Source organism: Rhizobium sp. AG855, assembly GCF_003610655.1.
GTDB lineage: Bacteria > Pseudomonadota > Alphaproteobacteria > Rhizobiales > Rhizobiaceae > Allorhizobium > Allorhizobium wuzhouense.
This window is the reverse complement of record NZ_RAQG01000004.1, coordinates 111,570-132,535: the sequence shown is the minus strand read 5'-3', so window position 1 is coordinate 132,535 and position 20,966 is coordinate 111,570. Positions and strand designations below refer to the sequence as shown.

The 20,966-nt window shown below is 58.8% G+C and carries 19 protein-coding genes; 10 read left to right on the top strand and 9 right to left on the bottom strand.

What is annotated here, in order from left to right; genetic code table 11:
• Positions 1-5: 5 nt before the first annotated feature.
• The 5 genes from DFO46_RS17490 to DFO46_RS17470 form a co-directional block, all read right to left on the bottom strand.
• A complete protein-coding gene (locus DFO46_RS17490; protein WP_120278373.1) occupies positions 6-803 on the bottom strand; it encodes an ABC transporter ATP-binding protein in 798 nt (265 codons plus the stop codon).
• An 11-nt stretch (positions 804-814) separates the two neighbouring features.
• Positions 815-1,711 (bottom strand): nitrate ABC transporter permease, encoded by an 897-nt coding sequence (ntrB, locus tag DFO46_RS17485; protein ID WP_120278372.1) that lies wholly within the window; start codon positions 1,709-1,711, stop codon positions 815-817.
• A gap of 122 nt (positions 1,712-1,833) precedes the next feature.
• Positions 1,834-3,132 carry a CmpA/NrtA family ABC transporter substrate-binding protein gene (locus DFO46_RS17480; RefSeq protein WP_120278371.1) on the bottom strand — a complete coding sequence of 433 codons (1,299 nt, stop codon included), beginning with the start codon at positions 3,130-3,132 and terminating at the stop codon, positions 1,834-1,836.
• A gap of 353 nt (positions 3,133-3,485) precedes the next feature.
• The gene (locus tag DFO46_RS17475) at positions 3,486-4,757 is read right to left on the bottom strand and encodes a CmpA/NrtA family ABC transporter substrate-binding protein (protein ID WP_120278617.1); all 1,272 of its coding nucleotides are present in this window, start codon (positions 4,755-4,757) and stop codon (positions 3,486-3,488) included.
• A 34-nt stretch (positions 4,758-4,791) separates the two neighbouring features.
• Positions 4,792-5,385 carry an ANTAR domain-containing response regulator gene (locus DFO46_RS17470; protein ID WP_120278616.1) on the bottom strand — a complete coding sequence of 198 codons (594 nt, stop codon included), beginning with the start codon at positions 5,383-5,385 and terminating at the stop codon, positions 4,792-4,794.
• Between the two features lie 278 nt (positions 5,386-5,663).
• On the opposite strand from DFO46_RS17470, the gene DFO46_RS17465 reads away from it, so the two are divergent.
• From DFO46_RS17465 to istB, 3 genes are all read left to right on the top strand, one after another.
• Positions 5,664-6,143 (top strand): DNA-binding protein, encoded by a 480-nt coding sequence (locus DFO46_RS17465; protein WP_120278370.1) that lies wholly within the window; start codon positions 5,664-5,666, stop codon positions 6,141-6,143.
• 72 nt (positions 6,144-6,215) lie between these two features.
• The gene (istA, locus tag DFO46_RS17460) at positions 6,216-7,736 is read left to right on the top strand and encodes an IS21 family transposase (protein ID WP_120278369.1); all 1,521 of its coding nucleotides are present in this window, start codon (positions 6,216-6,218) and stop codon (positions 7,734-7,736) included.
• A complete protein-coding gene (gene istB, locus DFO46_RS17455; RefSeq protein ID WP_120278368.1) occupies positions 7,726-8,520 on the top strand; it encodes an IS21-like element helper ATPase IstB in 795 nt (264 codons plus the stop codon). The genes istA and istB overlap by 11 nt, the downstream gene beginning before the upstream one ends.
• Before the next feature lie 49 nt (positions 8,521-8,569).
• Here istB and DFO46_RS17450 read toward each other — a convergent pair whose 3' ends face one another.
• From DFO46_RS17450 to DFO46_RS17440, 3 genes are all read right to left on the bottom strand, one after another.
• Positions 8,570-9,337, bottom strand: a complete 768-nt coding sequence (locus tag DFO46_RS17450; RefSeq protein WP_245422636.1) for a hypothetical protein — start codon at positions 9,335-9,337, stop codon at positions 8,570-8,572.
• A 136-nt stretch (positions 9,338-9,473) separates the two neighbouring features.
• On the bottom strand, positions 9,474-12,977 hold the full coding sequence (locus DFO46_RS17445) for a DEAD/DEAH box helicase (RefSeq protein ID WP_120278367.1): 3,504 nt from the start codon (positions 12,975-12,977) through the stop codon (positions 9,474-9,476).
• Positions 12,964-13,746, bottom strand: coding sequence for a DUF1837 domain-containing protein (locus DFO46_RS17440; protein WP_120278615.1), 783 nt, complete (start codon positions 13,744-13,746; stop codon positions 12,964-12,966). The genes DFO46_RS17445 and DFO46_RS17440 overlap by 14 nt, the downstream gene beginning before the upstream one ends.
• 287 nt (positions 13,747-14,033) lie before the next feature.
• On the opposite strand from DFO46_RS17440, the gene DFO46_RS17435 reads away from it, so the two are divergent.
• The 4 genes from DFO46_RS17435 (at position 14,034) to DFO46_RS17420 (ending at position 18,195) form a co-directional block, all read left to right on the top strand.
• Positions 14,034-15,449: a DUF4433 domain-containing protein gene (locus DFO46_RS17435; RefSeq protein WP_120278366.1), complete on the top strand. Its 1,416-nt coding sequence runs from the start codon at positions 14,034-14,036 to the stop codon at positions 15,447-15,449.
• A 14-nt stretch (positions 15,450-15,463) separates the two neighbouring features.
• Positions 15,464-16,849, top strand: coding sequence for a macro domain-containing protein (locus DFO46_RS17430; RefSeq protein WP_147412779.1), 1,386 nt, complete (start codon positions 15,464-15,466; stop codon positions 16,847-16,849).
• A 432-nt stretch (positions 16,850-17,281) separates the two neighbouring features.
• Positions 17,282-17,845, top strand: a complete 564-nt coding sequence (locus DFO46_RS17425; RefSeq protein ID WP_245422634.1) for a DUF4325 domain-containing protein — start codon at positions 17,282-17,284, stop codon at positions 17,843-17,845.
• Positions 17,845-18,195: a hypothetical protein gene (locus DFO46_RS17420; RefSeq protein WP_120278363.1), complete on the top strand. Its 351-nt coding sequence runs from the start codon at positions 17,845-17,847 to the stop codon at positions 18,193-18,195. Before DFO46_RS17425 ends, DFO46_RS17420 begins: the two co-directional genes overlap by 1 nt.
• A 23-nt stretch (positions 18,196-18,218) precedes the next feature.
• Here DFO46_RS17420 and DFO46_RS23950 read toward each other — a convergent pair whose 3' ends face one another.
• Positions 18,219-18,356 (bottom strand): hypothetical protein, encoded by a 138-nt coding sequence (locus DFO46_RS23950; protein ID WP_183041949.1) that lies wholly within the window; start codon positions 18,354-18,356, stop codon positions 18,219-18,221.
• A 36-nt stretch (positions 18,357-18,392) separates the two neighbouring features.
• On the opposite strand from DFO46_RS23950, the gene DFO46_RS17415 reads away from it, so the two are divergent.
• Genes DFO46_RS17415 through DFO46_RS17405 form a run of 3 tightly spaced genes read left to right on the top strand, consistent with a single transcriptional unit; the run spans position 18,393 to position 20,965 of the window.
• A complete protein-coding gene (locus DFO46_RS17415) occupies positions 18,393-19,469 on the top strand; it encodes a DUF4417 domain-containing protein (RefSeq protein WP_120278362.1) in 1,077 nt (358 codons plus the stop codon).
• A 12-nt stretch (positions 19,470-19,481) separates the two neighbouring features.
• Positions 19,482-20,381, top strand: coding sequence for a hypothetical protein (locus DFO46_RS17410; RefSeq protein ID WP_120278361.1), 900 nt, complete (start codon positions 19,482-19,484; stop codon positions 20,379-20,381).
• On the top strand, positions 20,366-20,965 hold the full coding sequence (locus DFO46_RS17405) for a hypothetical protein (protein ID WP_120278360.1): 600 nt from the start codon (positions 20,366-20,368) through the stop codon (positions 20,963-20,965). Before DFO46_RS17410 ends, DFO46_RS17405 begins: the two co-directional genes overlap by 16 nt.
• The last annotated feature ends 1 nt before the right edge of the window (position 20,966 follow it).

The following is a 20,966-nucleotide window of genomic DNA, read 5'->3' as shown; positions in this document are numbered from 1 at the left end:
TGATGTTACTCCGCGGCTTCGACAAAGCGGTGGCGTTCGTAGAGGAACTTCAACACGGCTTCGCGGGATTTGAGGTAGGTGCGGTCAGCGGCGAGCGCGATGCGATCGCGCACCCGTGGGATCGGCACGTCAAGCACTTCGCCGATGCGGGCGGCGGGGCCATTGGTCATCATCACGATGCGGTCGGACAAGAGCACCGCCTCGTCGACATCATGGGTGATCATGATCATCGTGTTGCCGAGGCGGGCGTGGATCTCCATCACCGCATCCTGCAGGTGGGCGCGGGTAAGAGCATCGAGAGCTCCGAAGGGCTCGTCGAGCAACAGAATCTTTGGCTCCATGGCAAGCGCCCGGGCAATGCCGACACGCTGCTTCATGCCACCGGAGATTTCCGCCGGACGCTTGTCCTTGGCATGCGCCATCTGCACGAGATCGAGATTTCGCATGACCCATTCATGCTTCTCCGCTCGCGTTTTCTTGCCGGCAAAGACCTTGGAAACGGCCAGATTGACGTTTTCGTAGACCGTCAGCCAGGGCAGCAGCGAGTGGTTCTGGAAGACGACGGCGCGTTCGGGACCGGGCTCGTTGACCTCGACATTTTCAAGGAGGACGGCGCCTGCGGAAACCCGCGTCAGGCCCGCGATCAGGTTGAGCAGTGTGGACTTGCCACAGCCGGAATGGCCAATGATCGAGACGAATTCACCCTTGCCGATGTTGAGGCTGACATCTTTCAGGACTTCGGTCTTCGTGCCGCCACGTTCGAAGCTTTTGTCGATGTGGTCGATCTTGAGATAGGCGGTCATGGTCGCTCTCCTCAGTTCTTCGCGGTGCCGCAGGTGATGACGTTGCCGAGGAGCGCGACGAGCTTGTCGAGGACAAAGCCGGTCACGCCGATGTAAGCGAGCGCCACGATGATGTCGGAGAGACGCGAGGAATTCCACGCATCCCAGATGAAGAAGCCGATGCCGACACCGCCGGTCAGCATTTCCGCGGCAACGATGGCAAGCCAGGACAGGCCAATGCCGATGCGAAGACCGGTAAAGATGTAAGGGGCGGCGGCCGGCACCATGATGCGGATGAAGAACTCCATCGGGTTTAGGCGCAGCACGCGGGCGATATTGCGATAGTCGTCCGGAATGTTGCGCACGCCGACGGCGGTGTTGATGATCACGGGCCAGATCGAGGTGATGAAGATCACGAAGATCGCGGACGGATTGGAATTCTGGAAGGCCGCGAGCGACAATGGCAGCCAGGCGAGCGGCGGTACCGTGCGCAGGATCTGGAAGATCGGGTCGAGACCGCGCATGGCCCAAACCGACTGACCGACGACCGCGCCAAGAAACACTCCGACGATGGCCGCGAGGCCAAAGCCGATTGCGACGCGCTCGAGCGAGACGAGAACGCGCCAGGCAAGCCCGATATCCTGCGAGCCAAAGTCAAAGAAAGGATAGGCGATGAGGTCATAGCTGTCAGCCCAGACCTGGGTCGGCGACGGCAGGGTGGCACCGGGCTGGGAACAGGCGAGCTGCCATATGGCAAGCAACGCGAAGAGCACCACCAACGGCGGCAGGATGTTGCGACAGACAAGTGCCAGCATTTTGCGCATATCGATCCCGCGAGCAGGACGTTGCGCCATCACGACGACGGTGCCGGTCCTGTTCACAGACGAGGCCGTCGCCTCTGTGTGGGCCTTGCGGGCGGTTGCGGTCATGGTTTGATCCTCTTGGGCGGTTGGTGTGTAGCCAGCGATGAGGGGAGGCAAATGCGCCGAGCGTCGCTCCCCTCATCCGGCCATGCGTGGCCACAGCCTCCCCCGCGGGGGAGACTATGAAATCAGGCTCCGGTCTTGATCGTCAGGCTGTCGAGATAGGCCTTCGGGTTTTCCGGATCGAAGACCTTGCCGTCGAAGAAGGTTTCTGGACCGCGCGAGCTCGAGGCCGGGATGTCGGCGGCAGCAATGCCGAGATCAGCGGCTGCCGCGCGCCAGATGTCTTCGCGGTTGACCTTGTCGACCAACGCCTTGACGTCGGTGTCGGGTGCGAACTTGCCCCAGCGGATGTTCTCGGTCAGGAACCAGGCGTCGTGGCTCTTGAAAGGATAGGACGCGTGGTCCTTCCAGAACTTCATCTCGAGCCCGGTGTTCTCGGCGAGACGGCCATTGCCGTAGTTGATCGTACCCTTGAGGCGGCCGGCGACATCCTTCGGAGGCACATTGAACCACTGGCGCTTGCCGAGGATCGTCGACATCTCTTCCTTATTGTCCATGCTGTCGGCCCAGATCTGGGCTTCCATCACCGCCATCATCAGCGCCTTTGCGGCGTTCGGGTTCTTTTCGATCCAGTCGGTGCGCAGGCCGAGGGCCTTTTCCGGATGGCCCTTCCAAAGCTCGCCGGTGGTGCAGGCGGTAAAGCCGATGCCCTGGTTGACGAGCTGCTCGTTCCAAGGCTCGCCAACACAGAAGGCGTCCATGTTGCCGACCTTCATATTCGCAACCATCTGCGGCGGCGGCACGACGATGGTGGATACATCCTTGTCCGGATCGATGCCGCCTGCGGCCAGCCAGTAGCGGAGCCAGAGGTCATGGGTGCCGCCTGGGAAGGTCATGGCGACCTTGACTTCGCTCCCTGCTGCCTTCTTGGCGGCGAAGGCCTCCTTGAGCTTGGAGGCGTCGAGCTGCACGCCGGTCTCGGCATATTCCTGGGCAACGGAAATGCCCTGGCTATCGAGATTGAGGCGGGCAATGATCGACATCGGCACCGGCACGTTGTTCTGGGTAACCTTGCCGGTCGAAATCAGGTAGGGCATCGGGGTCAGGATATGGGCGCCGTCGATGCCGTTCGCTTCACCGCCAAGCACGAGATTGTCGCGGGTGGCTCCCCAGGAAGCCTGTTTGAGAACTTCCACTTCGGTGAGGCCATATTTCGCAAACAGCCCCTTTTCCTGCGCGATGATGAGCGGTGCGGCATCGGTGAGCGCGATATAGCCGAGCTTCACACCGGTCACTTCAGGCCCGGCGGTTGCGGCGAAAGCGCCCGACGGAAACGCAAGGCGGGCAGCACTTGCCAGTGCTGCGGCAGAGCCGATCTTGAGAATCTGACGCCGGCTGATGCTCGTTGCTGTGGTCTTGGTCATAGCTGTTTGCCCCTCTTTGTCTGTTGACGGAGATCCGGAAACGAAAAAAACGCCGCGTGCTTTCCTGCGGGGTCCTGGCGGGAGGAGCCGGACAGCAAGAAGCCTGCGACGTCATTGTCTGATGGTTATCTGCGCCTCTGAGGCGCTCATCCGTCCCGCGATCGCCGTTGACCGTGGACATAGAGAGTGAAGCAAAGGCCGTGCCAGTTTCACCTGGCGACGGTTAAGCGTCCGAAAAACAAGCGCTGTTTCAAGGGCAGGTGCGACCGCCTCTCGACGGTCACAAGATCAGCCTGCTCGTTCGAGGGCCTGGCTTTTCGTGCAAATGCCTCAGGTTTGTGCACCGCAGCGCATCAGCTATCGACCGTCCTCGGGCTCGACGACAAGCTTGATCGGACCGGAAATCGCTCGACGTAAGCCTCCACATCATCTGGATCGAAGTGGTTGCCATCCATGAAGCCATCATAGCCACCGGACGCCTTTTCGCTCGCCGCATCCGGTATGGCGGCATCCTGCCCCAACGCTGTGATGTAGAGGTCAGGCCGGAAAGCGCTCCGCGCATGCATCATGCCTTCATCACTGAAGTCTGCCTGACCCCAGCGAAGCATCTGGCTATAGATCCAGCTTGCCTGATCTGGCCGCGGATGATTGGCGGCCCCGCGATGGAAGAGGAAATAATCCGGGACGACCCGTTTTGTCCCCTGCGCATCGAGACTGAACTCGCCACTTAAAACGCGGCGAATGATGCTCGTGGGCGCCGCGATGTATTCCGGCGCACTCAGGATCTCGGCAAGCTCGTTGTGGTGATCGGGGTCATCGCACCAGCGCGCCGCCCGATCGAGCGCGACGATCAGACGGGAGACCGTATCGGCATTGGCATCGGCCCAGTCGGGGCGCATGCCGAGCACCTTTTCAGGTGCCAGAGGCCAGATATCCTGCTTGGCAGCCACGATGCGCCCCGTGCCCCGTTCCGACGCAATCATGTTCCAGGGCGCCCCGACGCAGAAGCCATCGATCGCGCCGGCCGCGAGCGCATCCGAAGTCAGCGGTGGCGGAACCACCACCAGCTTCACGTCCCGATCAGGATCGATGCCGCCCGCTGCCAGCCAGTAGCGGAACTCGTAATTATGCGAGGAGAAGGGATAGGTCATCCCGAGTGTGGGCACCGGTTCGCCCCGCGTTCGCATGTCGGCGAGCAAGGCCGCCAGCGCCCTGGCATTGGCCAAGGCATCGGCATCATCTGCCAGCCCCGTCAAAGTCTTCATCCGTTCGAAGATTCGGGCGGACAAGGTTATGGCATTTCCGCCGCGACCGAGGGAAAAGGGCGCGATCGTCGGCGAGGGATTGGAGCCAAGCCCGAGCATGGATGCGACGGGCATCGGCGAGAGCATGTGGGCAATGTCAAACTGGCGGAAGGCAAGCCGGTCGCGGACATTCGCCCAGGTAACGTCCCTGACCAGCTCGAGGCGCAGTCCCTCCCTTTCAGCAAAGCCAAGCTCTGCCGCGACGATCAGGATCGAGGCATCCATCAACGGGATGTACCCTGCCCTTAGCGTTCTCTGCTCCTTGCCACGCACACTCACGGGCGCATGGATGACAGTATCGCCGGATTGGGTTGAAACCATCTCGCTCACCAGCATTCTCCGATCCACGCCGCGCTCACAGCAGCAGTCCTGCGGCCGTCACGACGCTCTGGGCGATGTCGGCCAGCTTCTTCTTCTCATTCATGGCGGTCTGTCGAAGCAGAGCGAAAGCCTGCTCCTCGCTCAAGCCCCGCATTTTCATCAGGATGCCCTTGGCGCGCTCGATGACCTTGCGCTCCTCGAGCGCATTGCGCGCCTCGACCAGTTCGCGTTGAAGGCGGCTGAAGGCATTGAAGCGGCTCACCGCCATGTCGAGGATCGACTTGATACGCTCTTTCTTCAGCCCATCGACCACATAGGCCGATACGCCGGCATCGACGGCAGCCTCAATGGCGGCAGTATCCGAGCGATCGACAAACATGGCAATCGGCCGCGAAATCATCCGGGTGAGCTGGAACATATGCTCCATCATGTCACGATTGGGGTTCTCGATGTCGATGATGATGACATCAGGATCCATCGTCTCGATCAGCCGCGCGACACCCTGCATCTCATGGATCACCCGGACATTCAGATGCCCGGCTTCGTTCAGCCCTTCTTCGATGATCGAGGCCCGAATGGCATTCTCGTCAATGACAAGGATCGTCAGATCAGTTGAAGATTTTGACATGCTCACGCCACGGCTGCCACGGACAACCACGAGTGCCGCGTGGTTCGCAGACATCTCTCTGGAGCCACTGCTGCGTCCAAAACGCGCCGTGGCTTCCTTGCAACTGCATGAGTGGTCGTGTGTACGGACAATGCGGTCTCCCACTTACATCTCCCCTCATCAAGCAATTTTCACGCCAGATTTTTGGCTCCCATCACCACGATTGTGGCCAACTGGTGCTTTCAGTTATTGCAGTTAGGGGTCTTGTTCGCTATATTGACGGCCAAGGAGATATCGCCATGGTCAGCCAGATTGTTCACTTCGCGAGACTGTCAGATCGCGACCGAAAAATAGCAACGCCCTTACCAAAGTTGGTTGCCGGCGACAGGCTGGAACTCCACGTTCGTGATGCAGGTGGCAAAGAGCGGAAGCTCCCGATCCCGCAATCGGCCGCCGCGGCTGTTGAAGCCCTTCTGGCGCACATGCTGCGCGGAGAGCGCGTTGCCGTGCTGGCCGAGGACCAGGAACTGAGCCCGAGCGAAATTTCAGCCATTCTCGGTATCTCCCGTCCGCTCGTCGTCTTGCGCATGGACCGGGGCGATCTGCCATTCCGCTACGTCGGCAAACACCGCCGCGCCCTCCTTAAGGATGTGCTCGCGTTGAAGTCGAAGCTCGACAAACGACAGACGGCGATGGAAGGGCTAGCCGAGGACACAAAGGACCTGATCGAGACCTATGGTGTTGGTTTCCACGCAGAAGTGAGCCGGTTAGGCGCATAATTTCCATTGAGAATTGAGCCATGTGAACCTTCCCCCAACGCGGTGAGCGACGGGGGCAACGGAGTGATCCACATGGGACTTTTAAATATCATCCGTCGGATGGCGCTGCGCGAGAAGCAGTCGATCCGCGAGATCAGCCGGCGCACCGGGCTGTCACGCAACACGATCGCGAAGTATTTGAGCGCTGGTACGATCGAGCCGACGTTCACGGTACCGGAACGACCGAGCAAGCTTGATCCTTTTGCCGACAAGCTTGCGGCCTGGCTGAAGACAGAGGCCGGGCGATCGCGCAAGCAGCGCCGAACGCTGAAGCAGGTTCATGCTGATCTGGTGGCGCTCGGCTTTACTGGCTCTTATGGTCGGGTCGCCGCTTTTGCCCGTGAGTGGCGGGCTGAGCAGCAGACGGTGGGCCGTGGCATATTCGTTCCGTTATCTTTCCGCCCAAGCGAAGCATTCCAATTCGATTGGAGTGAAGACTATGCTGTGATCGCCGGCGAGCGCACGAAGCTTCAGGTCGCCCATATCAAGTTGTCGCACAGTCGGGCTTTTCTGGTCAGGGCCTACTTGCTGCAAACGCACGAGATGCTCTTCGATGCCCACTGGCACGGCTTCCGGGTCTTCGGCGGCGTACCTGGCCGCGGCATATACGATAACATGAAGACGGCGGTCGATCGCGTAGGCCGGGGCAAGGAACGGCAGGTCAACATCCGCTTCCTGGCAATGACGAACCATTATGTCTTTGCGCCTGAGTTCTGCAATCCGGCGGCAGGCTGGGAGAAGGGGCAGGTCGAGAAGAACGTCCAGGATGCTCGCTCGCGACTGTGGCAACGGATGCCGGACTTCCCAAATTTGGCGGAGTTGAATGCCTGGCTGGAACAGCATTGCCAGGACCTGTGGCGGGAGACGGCGCATGGCACCTTATCCGGCACGATCGCGAATGCCTTGGTTGATGAGCGGGCAGCATTGATGTCGCTCCCCGCCAAGTTTGACGGCTTCGTCGAGCAGAGCAAGCGCGTCTCGCCGACATGCCTGATCACCTTCGAGCGTAATCGTTACAGCGTACCAGCATCGTTTGCGAACCGGCCCATCAGCCTGCGGGTTTTTCCCGAGAGACTGGTCGTTGTGGCCGAGGGCAATGTCCTGTGCGAGCATGAGCGGGTCATTGAGCGGAGCCACCACAAGCCGCCGCGAACGATTTACGACTGGCGACATTACCTTGCCGTCATCCAGCGCAAGCCCGGTGCCCTGCGCAATGGTGCACCCTTTCTGGAATTGCCACTGGCCTTCAGACAGTTGCAAGATCAGATGCTTCGCCGTCACGGCGGTGATCGTGAGATGGCCGATATCCTTGCCCTTGTCCTTCATCACGACGAACAGGTCGTCCTCAGGGCTGTGGAACTGGCTCTGGATCAAGGCGTGGCAACCAAAACGCATGTGCTGAATCTGCTGCATCGGTTGACTGACGGTAAGACGACCGATGGTCCTGACATCGATACACCCCAAGCGCTGACCTTGGCTCGTGAACCTAAAGCCAATGTCGAACGCTATGATGGCTTGCGCGTCCGTATCGTGGGAGGCCGTCATGCGTCATGATCCTGCCAGTGCCGCCGTCGTCATCATGCTGCGCAGCCTGAAGATGTATGGTATGGCCCAAGCCATCACGGACTTGATCGAGCAGGGAGCGCCAGCCTTCGATACAGCCGTACCGATTCTGTCTCAGTTGCTGAAGGCCGAGATGGCCGAGCGTGAGGTCCGGTCAATCGCCTATCATATGAAGGCCGCCCGCTTTCCAGCCTACAAGGACATCTCCGGATACGACTTCGCCGCAAGCGAGATAAACGAAGCGACGGTGCGCCAATTGCACAAATGCGAGTTCATCGACGGGGCGCAGAATATCGTGCTTGTCGGCGGACCGGGTACAGGCAAAACCCACGTGGCGACAGCCCTCGGTGTCCAGGCGATCGAGCATCATCGCCGCAAGGTCCGCTTCTTCTCGACCATCGAACTGGTCAATGCGCTGGAGCAGGAGAAGGCTAAAGGCAAGGCAGGCCAGATCGCTGAGGCGCTGGTACGTCTCGATCTGCTGATCCTTGATGAGCTCGGATACCTTCCGTTCAGTCCCTCAGGCGGAGCGCTGCTCTTCCACCTGCTGAGCAAGCTCTACGAGCGCACCAGCGTCGTGATCACCACCAACCTTAGCTTCAGCGAATGGGCAACGGTCTTCGGCGACGCCAAGATGACGACTGCTCTACTCGACCGCCTGACCCATCGTTGTCATATCCTGGAAACCGGCAACGACAGCTTCCGCTTCAAGGCCAGTTCGGCCGCCGCAGCACAGAAGAGAGGAGAAAAAACCAATCCCTTGACCAAACCCTGATCAGAAAACCATACTTAGAGGTGGCTCACTTCTCGGTGGAAAAACCGGCTCACTTCCGCGTGGAAACCAACAGTCGGCAAAACCGATCTCTGGCTTCAACCCCCGCGAGGCAAAGATCAAGTTTTTGGGCCGGCCGCCACCCCCCCCGCGCGATGGCACGAAACCCGAAGATCGGGTGGCCGGAGAGTTCGCTGTCCTGCGCCAGCTCGTATCCGTCGCGTTCAAGAATCTTGTTAAGGGCAGCGATCGTCTGAAGCTGCTCGTCTCCTGACCGCGAGAGGGGATGAACGGCTTCTTCGAGCAATGCGGCGAACCGCGCTCTGGAGCAGTCGAACGCGCCAATTTCAAAGAACAGATGCTCCACCGTCCAGTCGCCAGGGTTTTGATCCATGTGCCGAGCGATCTGGTCCCGCAAGCTTCGACCGCTGCTACCAAGGAAGTCGTCGATGGGCGAGGAGAGAGGGAAGTAGCGTCCGACGATCTCCACCGTGCCACGCTCGCCCGCGAGATCGTCTCCGAGGGCGCGTGCAACGTCTCGCCGTGTGATTTGGGACAGGGGCGGCTCGCCGGCCTCGAGTACCTTTCGGCCGGCCTCGTCGAGGGCGACGTCTCCATGGTCGGCAGCGAATTTCAGCGCGAACTGCGCTAGTTGCACCTCTGAAAGGCTCGACAGGGCCAGGTCGACTCGCTGCCGCTTCGAGAGGCCCTCCTCGTTTGGGACAACCAGTCCGGCAATCCGTGACGGCTCCTCGCTCAACTGGGCATGAGTCATCCCCTGCAGCAGGGTGCCGAGTAGGCTATGAAGGTTAGCCGCCATGCCCTGTTTCCTTATTCAAAGCCAAGACTACCGTGAGCAAGTCGCTGCCGTCACAGCACGCCGCGCCCTCCCCCATCGAAGTGAGCGTGCGCTGACGATCAGCACCCCAAAAGACAAGACATGACAACCGCCCCCATCAGGCATCCGCCTTCGGCCAGCGCAGTTTACCTCGTCCAATACGCAACGCCTCCACCAGTCTCGTGTTTCCCGGCAACCGGCCTGAAAAGAGGCTGGGCTTGGGATCGACTGCCGGTTTCTTGAACGCAGCGATCCGCTGATAGTCAGGGGTGGTCAGCCAGGTCCGCCCATCACCGTCATCGGTGTTGATCCGATAGAGACCGGCAGGCGGTGCGGCCGCGATGTCGAGCAGACGACTGTAGTGCTCGACCGACCATTTCTGGATGCCGCCACTCAGTGCTTCCGTTCGGAAACGAGCCCAAAGTGCGGCCGTCTCAGGCGTCGGCCAGTTGCCGGCGTCGGTGTAAGCCGTGATTTCGTCGGATTCGAGCCAGACTCGCATCTCGGCCGGAGTGACAAAGACCGGCTTGGCATCCTCGATCGCTGCCATGGCCGCACGCCGCGATGGAAGGCCAGCGCGGATCAACATCGACATCATGAGTTGCGGGACACCAGTTTCGACGGATGCTGCGGCGCCCCCGGCTACGGTTTCCGGCGACCAACCGAGCGACATGCGGCGGGTGCGCACAGCTTCCAGCGCCCAGACCAATCTATACATGAAAGCCTCTTCCACGACGCGCATATTCTGCGGTCCTATCGAGGCAACATCCTCGCCAGCCACCCAACTGCGTAGGACAGCTTTCCAGTTCGCCGGGAGCGCGTTTGCCTTACTAGGAATGAATGGCCTCATGAATAGCACGCGCTCGCCTAGTCCACCAAGGGCATCGACGAGGATGTCGATGTTGCCCGCCAGCGCCGCCGCATCGGCTCGGTCAAGAAGTTCGGCCAGCACATCAGCCATGGCATCGATGGCAAGACCGGCTTCAAGCCCGACGCCCATAGCGAAATGTCCCCGCCTGGCAGGCACCGTTGTGGTCTTCCAGATGAGGGCGGCGCGTGTTTCCAAAACCTTCTTGTGCAGCGGAGCGACTTCCTCGTCCTCGCGGGCGATCTGGCGAGCCCAGAGCGATCCTTTCAGCGCCTCATCCAAGAGTATAGGCAGGTCGGCGCTATCGGAGTCGAGTGCTTCTATCAGGCCAAATACGGTTGCATCGAGGCGTTCAACGATCTGAGAAAGCGGCTCTTCTTCAATCGTCTCCTCCTCCTCGTCATCATCACTGTCGACGTCGACTACGTCGGCGTCGTTTTGTCTCGAAGCAGCCAGGCGCTCTGCCAAGGAGGCCTCCTCGTCGGGCGATCTCCAAGCTTCACGGGCATTGGCGAGATATTCCCAGGCATCCTCGCGATCAAGAATCCCTTCTCGGGACAGGCGCTCTAGAATCTCAGCGACGATTTGGATAAGGCCGCTCTTGAGCGTGCGGGCTTTGGCTGAAGCAACGAGCTTTCGCCACTCCTTCTTTCGCCAATCAACCTTGTCGAACATGACGTGAACGATGAGGCCTTCGACATCCACGAAGGCGCGGCCGGCGCGACCTGCGACATTCGCGAACTCCTCTCCTTTGATCCTTTCGGACGCCCGATACAACGTCGGCACCAACAGAACGGCGGCGTTCAGGTTGAGGCCTTGCGACAGCGTCGGTGATGCGACGATTACCTTCAGCGCCCCCTCAGACAGCAGTGACTCCAGCTCACGCAGGAATGGACTCGGCAACCGGCCATGGTGAATGGCAACGCCGACTTTCAGGCAGGCAACGGCGGGATGATCCTCACCCAGCCATTCCTTTCCGACCTCCAAGGCGCGCGCGATCGACGCTTCATCCTCCAGAAGAGACTGAAGATAACCGCGCTTGCAGAGGTCCACGACTTGTTTGCCATAGCTCTCTACCCAATTCGCCTGGGTGGAAAAGATCAAGGTTCGCTTGCCTTGGCCTGCGAACTCCCATGCTGCGAATAGAGTGAGATGCGAGTTCTGGCGCGGATAGGGATTCTTCTCTCTCCCGAGCGGAGGCTTTTCTGCAACGAATTTGTCGAGAAAGGGACCGTTCTCATCAAGGTCCAGCCGCAGCAGCGCGTTTTTGCCCCGCCAGGTTAGGGCGCCGAACCGCTGGCGCGTGGGGCGCCAGTCTGACCGAACCGGTCCGCCCGGTTCGTCTGAGCGTATCCATGCGGTTAGATCGTCAAGTTCATCGCCACTCGGCAAGATGGCGGAGAGACAGACGATTCGTCGTCCGCCCGCGTCCGCGCGCCGGAGCAAGCGTTGCACGAGCGTCTCGTAGCGGATTTCGCGCTCGCTCGGGCCGATCATGTGTCCTTCGTCCAGGACGATCAAGCCGACATCGTCGATAAGCGATGGGTCGCTCCTCAACGCGAAATCGAGCTTCTCGGGCGTTGCGATGATGATCTCACGGGCGCGCAACGCATCTTCATCGCCAGCCGAGAGGCCGCTGGCGCCGTAAAGCGAGGAGACGCTGAATCCGAGCGGCGCAAATGTCTTTCTGAACGATCGCTCGGTCTGCGCCGACAGGGCACGTAGCGGCGTAACGATCAAGACTCGCCGAGCCGATGACAGGGTCATCAACGCGGCGATCTCAGCCACCCGTGTCTTGCCGGCGCTGGTCGGCAAAGCGACGACCAAATCGTCAGTGACGTCCGTGGAACGCCGGGCGGCTTCGCGCTGTGATGGCCATAGCTCTACCTCTGATGTCTTGCGGGCGAAAAGGGACGAGATGAACATTCGGCGCAGATCTGGGTATCTCTCCTCTGTTCCTTCTGGAGGCTCGGTCGGCAGGTTCTGGTGCAGCGAATGCTGCCAGAGATCGTCGATGAGATGGCGGGAGATGTTTGAGATCCACCACAGCGGAACATTCTCGGCGTTGTCCGCCAGACTGACGGCGGTCCGAAGCAATGCCCGTGCGTTCTCAATCGGCTCGGGTTCACCTGTCTCAAGCGCGAAATCAAAATGGGCGAGAGCCCGACAGATCGTCGCGTTGAGGATGGTCGACAGAACCTCGTCTATGTCGGGGTCTTCGCCTGTCAGCGCCTCGGCGATCTGCTCATCTCCGTGGGCCGCATCATCCAACCAATCACGAACGAAGGCACGCATTTGGCCGAGATCGCGCAGGATCAGATGCCTGATTGCCGCCTCGCCCGGCGATACATTGAGGTCGTCCACAGTCTCATTAAAGAGCGAATAGGCAACGGCCGAGAATCCGGCCAGATGATAGGCAGCGGCGGCGATCGTCCGGCGGAAACCGCGATCGGTCGCCCCCGGATCGCCGTTGCGTACCAGGGCTTCGAAGGCATTGGCGGCGCGCTCGAACGCCTTGCTGGTCAATTCCGACGGACCAGCCTGAGCGCGCAGCGCCATCGCACCTCGAAGCAGGGCAAAACCGTGTTCTGCAAGATCGGTCTCGATCGTCACACCGAGCGGCGGCACATTCGCCGGCAACACGCCTTCCTCGCGCATTAGCGACCAGGCTGCGCCGCGATAGAGCAGGCGCCCGAGGATGCCGTCGACGGTTGCGGCTTCTAGGAACGTGGTCAGCTCGTCAATCGTCTCCAAGGTCTTCCGCCTCCTGGTACATCGCCGCGATGAAGTCCTGGTGATCTTCGACGTGGATGTTCACCACGTAGTGGTCTCGGTTGGTCCCAGTGGCGTCGAGGTCCTCCTTCAGCGAAGCGTGCGGGCCATTGCCCGAAACAGTGAAAAGCATATGGTCGATGCGATCGGCGCGGAGAGACTTCAGGCCCACCTCGTCACGGAGGCTGCGGCCCAGCGCGTTGTCGTCCGGGTCGTTGCTGTCCAGCAGACGATTGGCGACGAACAGTAAGGAATCTGGCGTGCAGCGCCCGTTGTCTCGGTCGAGCACCTTGCGGGCGGTCGTAACGGTGGCCTTGCCGAGTTTCTCGTTGCTCTTGGCTTCACCTTTCAGGAGCCAGAGTTTTTCGCCAGCCTCGTCGTACCCGGCGCCGATGAAGTCATCGCCACGCATGGCCATGTTGCGGCCATCCTTGTAGCGAAGGCGGCGAACAGGAACTCGCAGGCCGATCTCCTCCTCCACCAATTCGGTCGCGAGAATCTCGCCGAGATCGCCCGAGCGGCCCTTAGGCGTTTGCGGCATCGCCTCCCTGAGAATCGTAGCAGCGACCTCGTAGCCGAGCCGCCTTACGTCGTCGGCAATGCGCTCCAGCCGGTCGTAATGCGAGCGAATGATCTCGGTGAGGTCGTCGCGGATTTCATCGCGGCCGCCGTCCCTCTCGGTATAGGTCCAATAACGCTTGCGTTTATCGTCTACCCTAGTGGCATCGCACCATCGTTCATAAAGCCCCACACGTTCCCCCACAATCATTCCCAACGCGGCCTTATTGAGATCAAGCATACATGTCTCAAGAATTCTACATCGACTTCCTCCCAGTCCCGCAGAAACTATAAAGAAAAGGTCCCGCCACCCGCCAGATGAACTCAGAAGAGAGCCAGCAGCCGCGACCGACCAACTTTACGACCAAGCATACAGGCAAAGGCTTTGAATTTTCGCAACTAAGGCAGTGACTGCGTGCCGGCATACGGCGCGCTCGACACGGCCCACCACCCCGCTGACGACGGGCATGTGAGGGATCGATGAGGCTGGTGTTCCGCCCGTTTGAAAACCCTAGCGAAAGCGAACTGCAACTCCTATATATCGTTAAAAGTGCAAGGACGATGGGGGTTAATTTGCCGATACCTGCTCAGCATGCGCATCGCTACTTTTATCACTTTTCCCATATCGATAATCTAGGCGGGCTATTGCAAAACGGGTTCCTTGCAACCAACCACCCTTTATTTCCGAAGAAGCACCGCTCCATCGCTGCTGTTGGAATACAAGCGCGGCGCGCCACCATGGCTGTCCAGTGCCCTCCGGGCGGCTGTGTCCATGACTACGTGCCATTTTACTTCGGGTCGTGCAGCCCAATGCTCCTAAGTGTGATCAATGCGAAGAACGTCGATCAATACGAGATCCTCTATTTTGAGTTCCCGATTGGGTTGCTCGACGGTGCGAATGCCGTGTTCACCAATGCGTCAGCAAATACCGCGGTGCCTCCGCAATTTTACTCGGATCCTGCACAACTTGATCAGTTGGACTGGTCTGCGATCGACAGCCTAAAATGGGGGAAAGAAAGCGATGATCACCACCACCGACGTATGGCGGAGGTGCTGATTCACGGTCAGGTGCCGGTGACAGCGGCTACAAGGTGCGTTGTCTGGAACGAAGGAATGAAAGAGCGAGTTGAGCAAACCGTGAACGGGCGGCCATTCCCGCCAATCGAGTTCGAAAGGCCAGAGCGTCGCCATTGGTTCAAGGATTTCGCCAATAAAAGCCGATCCAGCGCCGTGACCGGACCGCGCGAGATTGCATCCATATATGCAGCCGCATGCGATTATGTCGTCAAAAATGCAGGCAACCATTCCGCAACGGCGCCCTTCAAGAACATAACCGCTCTCCGTGACATGTTGCGCCAGGATTTTGCTTGTTTGCCGCAAACCGCTGAGCTGGTTGGGCTACAATCGGCCAACGGCATGCACAAGCACACCGTGGACGTCCACACGCTGGATGTCGTGCAGCGCCTGGTCGCCTCGCCCGAATATTTAGCGCTGGATGATCGGCCTAGAAAGCTGGTCGAACTTGCAGCCTATCTCCACGATATCGGCAAGGGGCCCCGGTCGCGCTGGGCAGCAAATGGAGGATTACAAAGGGTCGATCCAAATCATCCCGTCGGCGCAATGCCCATGATGGCTGATATTTTGACCGAGAAGATCGGCGTCATCAAACCGGCGACGGCGAAAACATTGCTTAAGCTTGTATGTTATCATGATCTGGTTGGCGACGTACTTGGCCGCAACAGGGATGAAAGCCAAATCGTTGATGTCGTGGATGACAAGGATGAGCTGGACATGCTGTTTGCATTGGGAAAGGCAGACGCTATGTCACTTGTCGAGCAGTGGTGGAATCAGCCTGCGGCGGATCAGTTGTACGCACGGTGTCTTTCTACTCTCTAAAATAGCGGTTGATCATGCTTGAATTCGTAGAAGGCGATATATTCGACGTTTCCGTCGACATTCGCGTCAACACCGTCAACTGCGTCGGTGTGATGGGAGCCGGCGTTGCTCTTGCGTTCAAGCAGCGTTATCCTGCGATGTTCCGGGACTACCAACGCGACTGCAAGAACGGCGAAGTTCGGCCCGGGAAAATGCACGTCTGGAAATCCCTTTCTGGTGACTGGATCATCAATTTCCCAACGAAGCGACATTGGCGTGAGCCGTCTCGATATGGAGACATCGAGACGGGCTTGGATGATCTGCGGTCTTATCTCGACACCTTGGGACCGGTCTCCATCGGGCTCCCAGCGCTTGGCTGCGGCAATGGTGGGTTGGATTGGGGCCGCGTCTCCAAAATGATCCGTGAGAAGCTCGAAGGCGTCGACGCGCATGTCTTCGTGTTCGAACCGGCTGCCTCAGTGCGCGCTGGAAGGCAATCGTCTTCGTCGGGGGTAACTGACGAAGAAAGAGCCAGCGCAGAGCGCCTCGGCTACACACTGCTGGATCAAACCCAGTCATTGCCATTGGAGACGCCGCTACCGTTATACTTCCAAGGCAACGAGACCGCCATATCCCGAAAGTGGATAGCGCTTATACCATCGCGATCGCCCGGTGATCGAGAGGTCCATGCACTCAAGGCAATTGCTGGGGAGCTTAATCGGGTTCGAGCCGATGTGACGGTTGCGCTGATTCATGGTTCTAAAGTCAGCGATGAAATTGCGGATTTCTTTATCCAGCACGGGATCGATACGCTGCTCCTATTGCCGTTCGGTGTTTCTGCGCGACCTGCCATCGCTAAGTCGGCGCGAAAAGAACGCTTGATCAATCTCGCCTCTATCGCGCCTGCCAATGCGAAGTGGAGCCGACAAATCCTTGGACAAACCATGGAGCTCTTGCGACTGAATGCATCGGCACTGCTGATATCCGATCCGGAACCGGAATGGCTAACGGGAAAAGGCTTAGATAGATGGCAAAGGACGTTCATTTCCTTCGTCCGCTATGAAGAAACCTTAGAATCGACGCGAGACGCGTTGCAAGCCGCCGGCGCAGCAGCGATCGGGCGTCGCGGCGATACAGGTACACCCAACCTTGAGCACCTGCTTGAGCCGTTCTGTGTGAGTTTACCGCGGAACAATCCTCAAATGAATTTGTCGCCCGCCAAGCCAGTTCAGGATGGTGAGGTGCTTTCGGTCCAGCTCGACGACTCGAAGACACTGACGCCAGCTCTGCTGCGGGCTCTGGCCGACATGGATCTCCATGATCTGGCGGTAACAGTGAGATTGCCGCCCGGTCGAAGTGAAGAAGAGCGGCGCCGCCTTATTGATTTGGGTTTCAGCCCAGCATTGCCGCCAGCCGAGTAGGCGTTGCGTCATCACCTCGCTGGGCGCTTCGACAACGCCAACTGGCGCGAATAGTGCCTTATCTCTGAGTCCGTCTGGGTCCCTGATATTCTAGAAAGCCGCGATCAGTGTGTCCTAATCCTTTGGACATTGGCATCCGGCCGTGTATCGAGGACAACTAAGCTACATCCGAGAGAACAGCGGCTTAACCGCCTATATCGTAGTAATGATTTCGTCGGCTTGCTGATTGCAGCCTCCAAGCGAAACGGGGCGTTCTTCCAGCATCTTAGGCTCCTCCCCCGGTCCGATTATTATGGACACGTTGGACGCCAGACCGGACATCCAATCCTTTCAGACGGACCGCTTGGAGGGCCTTTAAGACTTCTTTAATGACCCTCTTGACGTCCTCACATCGCCTCACTATTTTCATTTTTGAAAATGAAGGAAGTGAATGTGTTGATTTCAGTGTTCGATTTAGCTGGCAAGAGAAGCATACTGACGGGCAGCTTGGCTGGTCGGAAGGTGTTGTCCGATCTCATCGCGGCAGTCCAGCCTGAAGCGAGCGGCGAGATCGTCTTTCTCGACTTTGCCGGCATCGAAGTGGCCACGTCCTCATTTCTGCGTGAATGCGTCGTCGGTTTTCGCGACTTTGCCCGAAGTGGCCAGGCGAACCTTTATCCCGTGCTCGTGAACCTAGGCGCCCCGGTCGTTGAGGAGCTGGATTTCTTTGCGCGGCAACGAGGCGACGTTTTTTGGTCATGCACCCGCGATCACGCTGGTGCTCTGGCTGACATCAAGCTGGTGGGTGAGCTTGAGCCCGTCCTTCGTGCGACCTTTGAACATATCAAACGCCTTGGAGAAGCAACCGCGCCTCAGCTCGCAGCGCTTGGTGAAGATGGGGGAATTAAACCTACTGCCTGGAACAACCGCCTTGCGTCGCTAGCGGCAAAGGGCCTTGTTGTTGAACGTCGAATTGGCAAGACGAAGAACTTTATGCCGCTGTTGGAGGTTGGCTGATGGGTCTTGATTACATACGCAGCAATACCGGCAAGCCGTGGAAAAAGCGCTGGAATGGCGGCCTTGATCGTCTAAAGAGACCGACGCTGTTCGACCTTTCGATCACGGAGACTAGCCACAGCGTTACGGTGGAGCTGGCTCCCGGCACACGTCTCAACCTTGGCGATACCTGCATCGTTGAACGCGGCAGTGATGAATTTGCGGTGACAATGGGGCTCCACCCGGTCGGCCGTATTCGCAACCCCAACAGTGAAATTTCTGCGGCCGTCATAGCGGGCAAGGGCTTCATCGAGGCTCGCGTGACGCATGTTGGCCTTTTTGGCGATACGGCGGAGGTAAATTTTAGATGAGCGTACGTCCTGCCCATGAACCGTCACGCATATTTCGGCAGCCACAGCGACTTTGGGATGATCCAGCCGTTCATACGCCAGCATTGGGCTGCCGCGGATGCAAAGACTTCGGCATCTGCGGCGGCCTGCACACGGAAGCCGGGATATTTCTCGACTGCCATGACCTGTGCACCTGCACTGACAAGACGAAGTGCGACATGGTTTGCCGCTTCAATCCGACCCATTTCGTTGCGCGGATGCGCGAAATCGACGGTCTCGACCTGGGCACATTGCCACGTCTTGAAGAACTGCCGCTACCTAGCCTGCCGCCCGTCGTGCCGCTCATTCATCACAAATACAGCCGATCCATACCGCTAAACGAGGCGGTCGTGGCCATCCCCCTCTGCGAACTTGTCGATTTGGGAAGGGGACAGTTGCATGTTCGCACACGGGACGAACTATCGGCGCGATTTCTGGTGCCAGCCGAGGCTGCGATAATCGTGAGCGGGGTGGACAAGGACCCCATCATCGAGCGCTGGTGGGAATTAGACAACCGCCCTGTGCTAGTAGCGCAACTTCGCAAACTTGGAATCACGATGGTGACGGCGCCGAACTACAGCGTTCTCACTGACGTACCAAGAACAGACAATCTCCACGCCATGAAGCGCATTTTTATGGTTTGGAGCGAATTTGCCGCGGCGGGTCTGCCCGCGGCGCTCCATGTGAATGCGCGTACCGAGCACGACTATAAGCGCTGGGCCGAGCTTATCCGGGAACGCCCTGAGATCGGCGTGGTTGCCTTTGAATTCGCGACCGGCTGTGGCCGCGGCGAACGCATCACCTTCCATACTTCGCAGCTGATGTTGCTTGCACGCCGGGTTGGCCGGCCGCTCGATATGGTCGTCCGCGGCGGGCTCCACATCCTGCCGCAGCTGACGCAAGCGTTCCGCCGAGTAACGCTCCTTGAAACCCAATCGTTTTCACGAACGCAGCGCCGGCGCCGCGCGTACCTCAACGAGGCAGGGCGCTTGCACTGGGCGCCGTCACCGACGGAAGTGGGGGCACCCCTCGACGAGCTTCTGGCTCACAACGTCAAGGTCATACGCATGGCGATGGAAATGGCGATGCAAGAGCCGTCAAAGCCGATGCGGTTTGTTCAGCGCACGAAAGGTGTAGCACCGAACCGAAATGATGAAGCCGGGCAGATCAGCTTTTTTGACAATGCTCAGCTTGCCATTCGGGCTCAAGTTGTCACCACTAAGCGTGAGGACATGATCCCCGCTACGAAAGCGTAGGTCACCGTTCTCATGCGCCAGCGCACGAAAAAGCTGACCGATCCCATAGCCATGTCCCGATTGGCGCCCGAACCTCGAGGCGCCGTCGGATATGGCTTCACGCAGCGCTTGGCCAGAATGCTCAAGTTGTGTGAACTCGGCGTTTTGTCTGAGGCTTGCCAGAACACCCCTTCCAGCATCGGCAACAACAAACTCAAACGCATCGCCACTTACTGCATAGGCGGCAAGCCCGGTGTCAATCCGGCCGCTATGGGTATAGACGTTGTCTTGGAGCTCCCCCAGCGCACCAAGAAGACCTTCAACAAGTCTTCGCGGAATATTGCGCGCGGCTGCGGCATTCTCCGCGCGTTTGGCCCATTGATCCCAGAGAGACTGATCGTCGGATTGAGGGTCGTGACGGAACAGGGGGAAAACGCCCGCGACGTCATTAATCCCGTTACCGGTAATGGTGCCGTGATCCAGTGCTTGATCCACCATCCCGACGAAACGCGCTTCGAACGCCACGGCTCGATATGCGTCTGGCAAGAGGCGGCGAGCCATGGCCAGTTCAATCAGAGGACCAATTCTTCCCGATTTTCGGATGCGGATGTCGCCGGCTTGTGGAAGTCGGCCAGAGACAGCCTGCCAAAGCAGATCATCAGCATTCTCAAAGCTGCCCTCAATGTCACGTGCCGCCTGCATGCCGTCCTTGCAAATCCCCCAATGCTCTTTTTCGCAACGCAACACAATCCCGACCCCCATGCCACCACTGGCGACACTGGACGTGCCCTTGACCAGCCATCGGATAGGATGAATCAATCGACGTTAATGCAATATTGGCGCGAAAATGCCCCATGCGCTACAGGAAAGGGCCAGAACACCCGGTTTTATTGCGGAAGAAATGAGGAGGGTGCCGTATGCAACTTCGCCTGATTAGCGCGATATTCATCTTCGTCGGTTCGTACCTGCCCCTTAGCCTTATTCTGCTTGCGCAGAACGTCGATTACAAGCGCCTGAATCAAGCAATATGTTGGAAGTTCTGGGAGCAGGGATGCTCGCTGCCGCTGAATAACCCGGGCTTTGCACTTGGAATTTTTGGGGCCTGCATTCTGTGTTTCATCGTCACACTGGTTGCCCTGACGCTCGTCCAGCCGAAGCACGAAATTCAACTGACAGAAGTGAAGCACGTGCCGGCCGATCTCATGAACTACACATTGCCGTACGTCGTGTCTTTTATGAGCATCGACTATCAAGAGACAGGGAAATTCGTAGGCTTTCTCATCTTCCTGGGCTGGATGTTTTGGATCACATATCGTTCGGGGCAAATCATTCTGAACCCGATCCTGATCGCGTTTGGGTGGCGGCTTTATGATGTCTCGTACCGATTCGTCGGGGATGCGACGGAACATACCAGCAATGCGCTTGTCTACGGTGCAGTCGCGACCCGCGAGCGTCATCGGCAGGTTGCTATCCAAGATATTCTCATCGTTAAGCCCACTCGCAACATGGATGATTGAA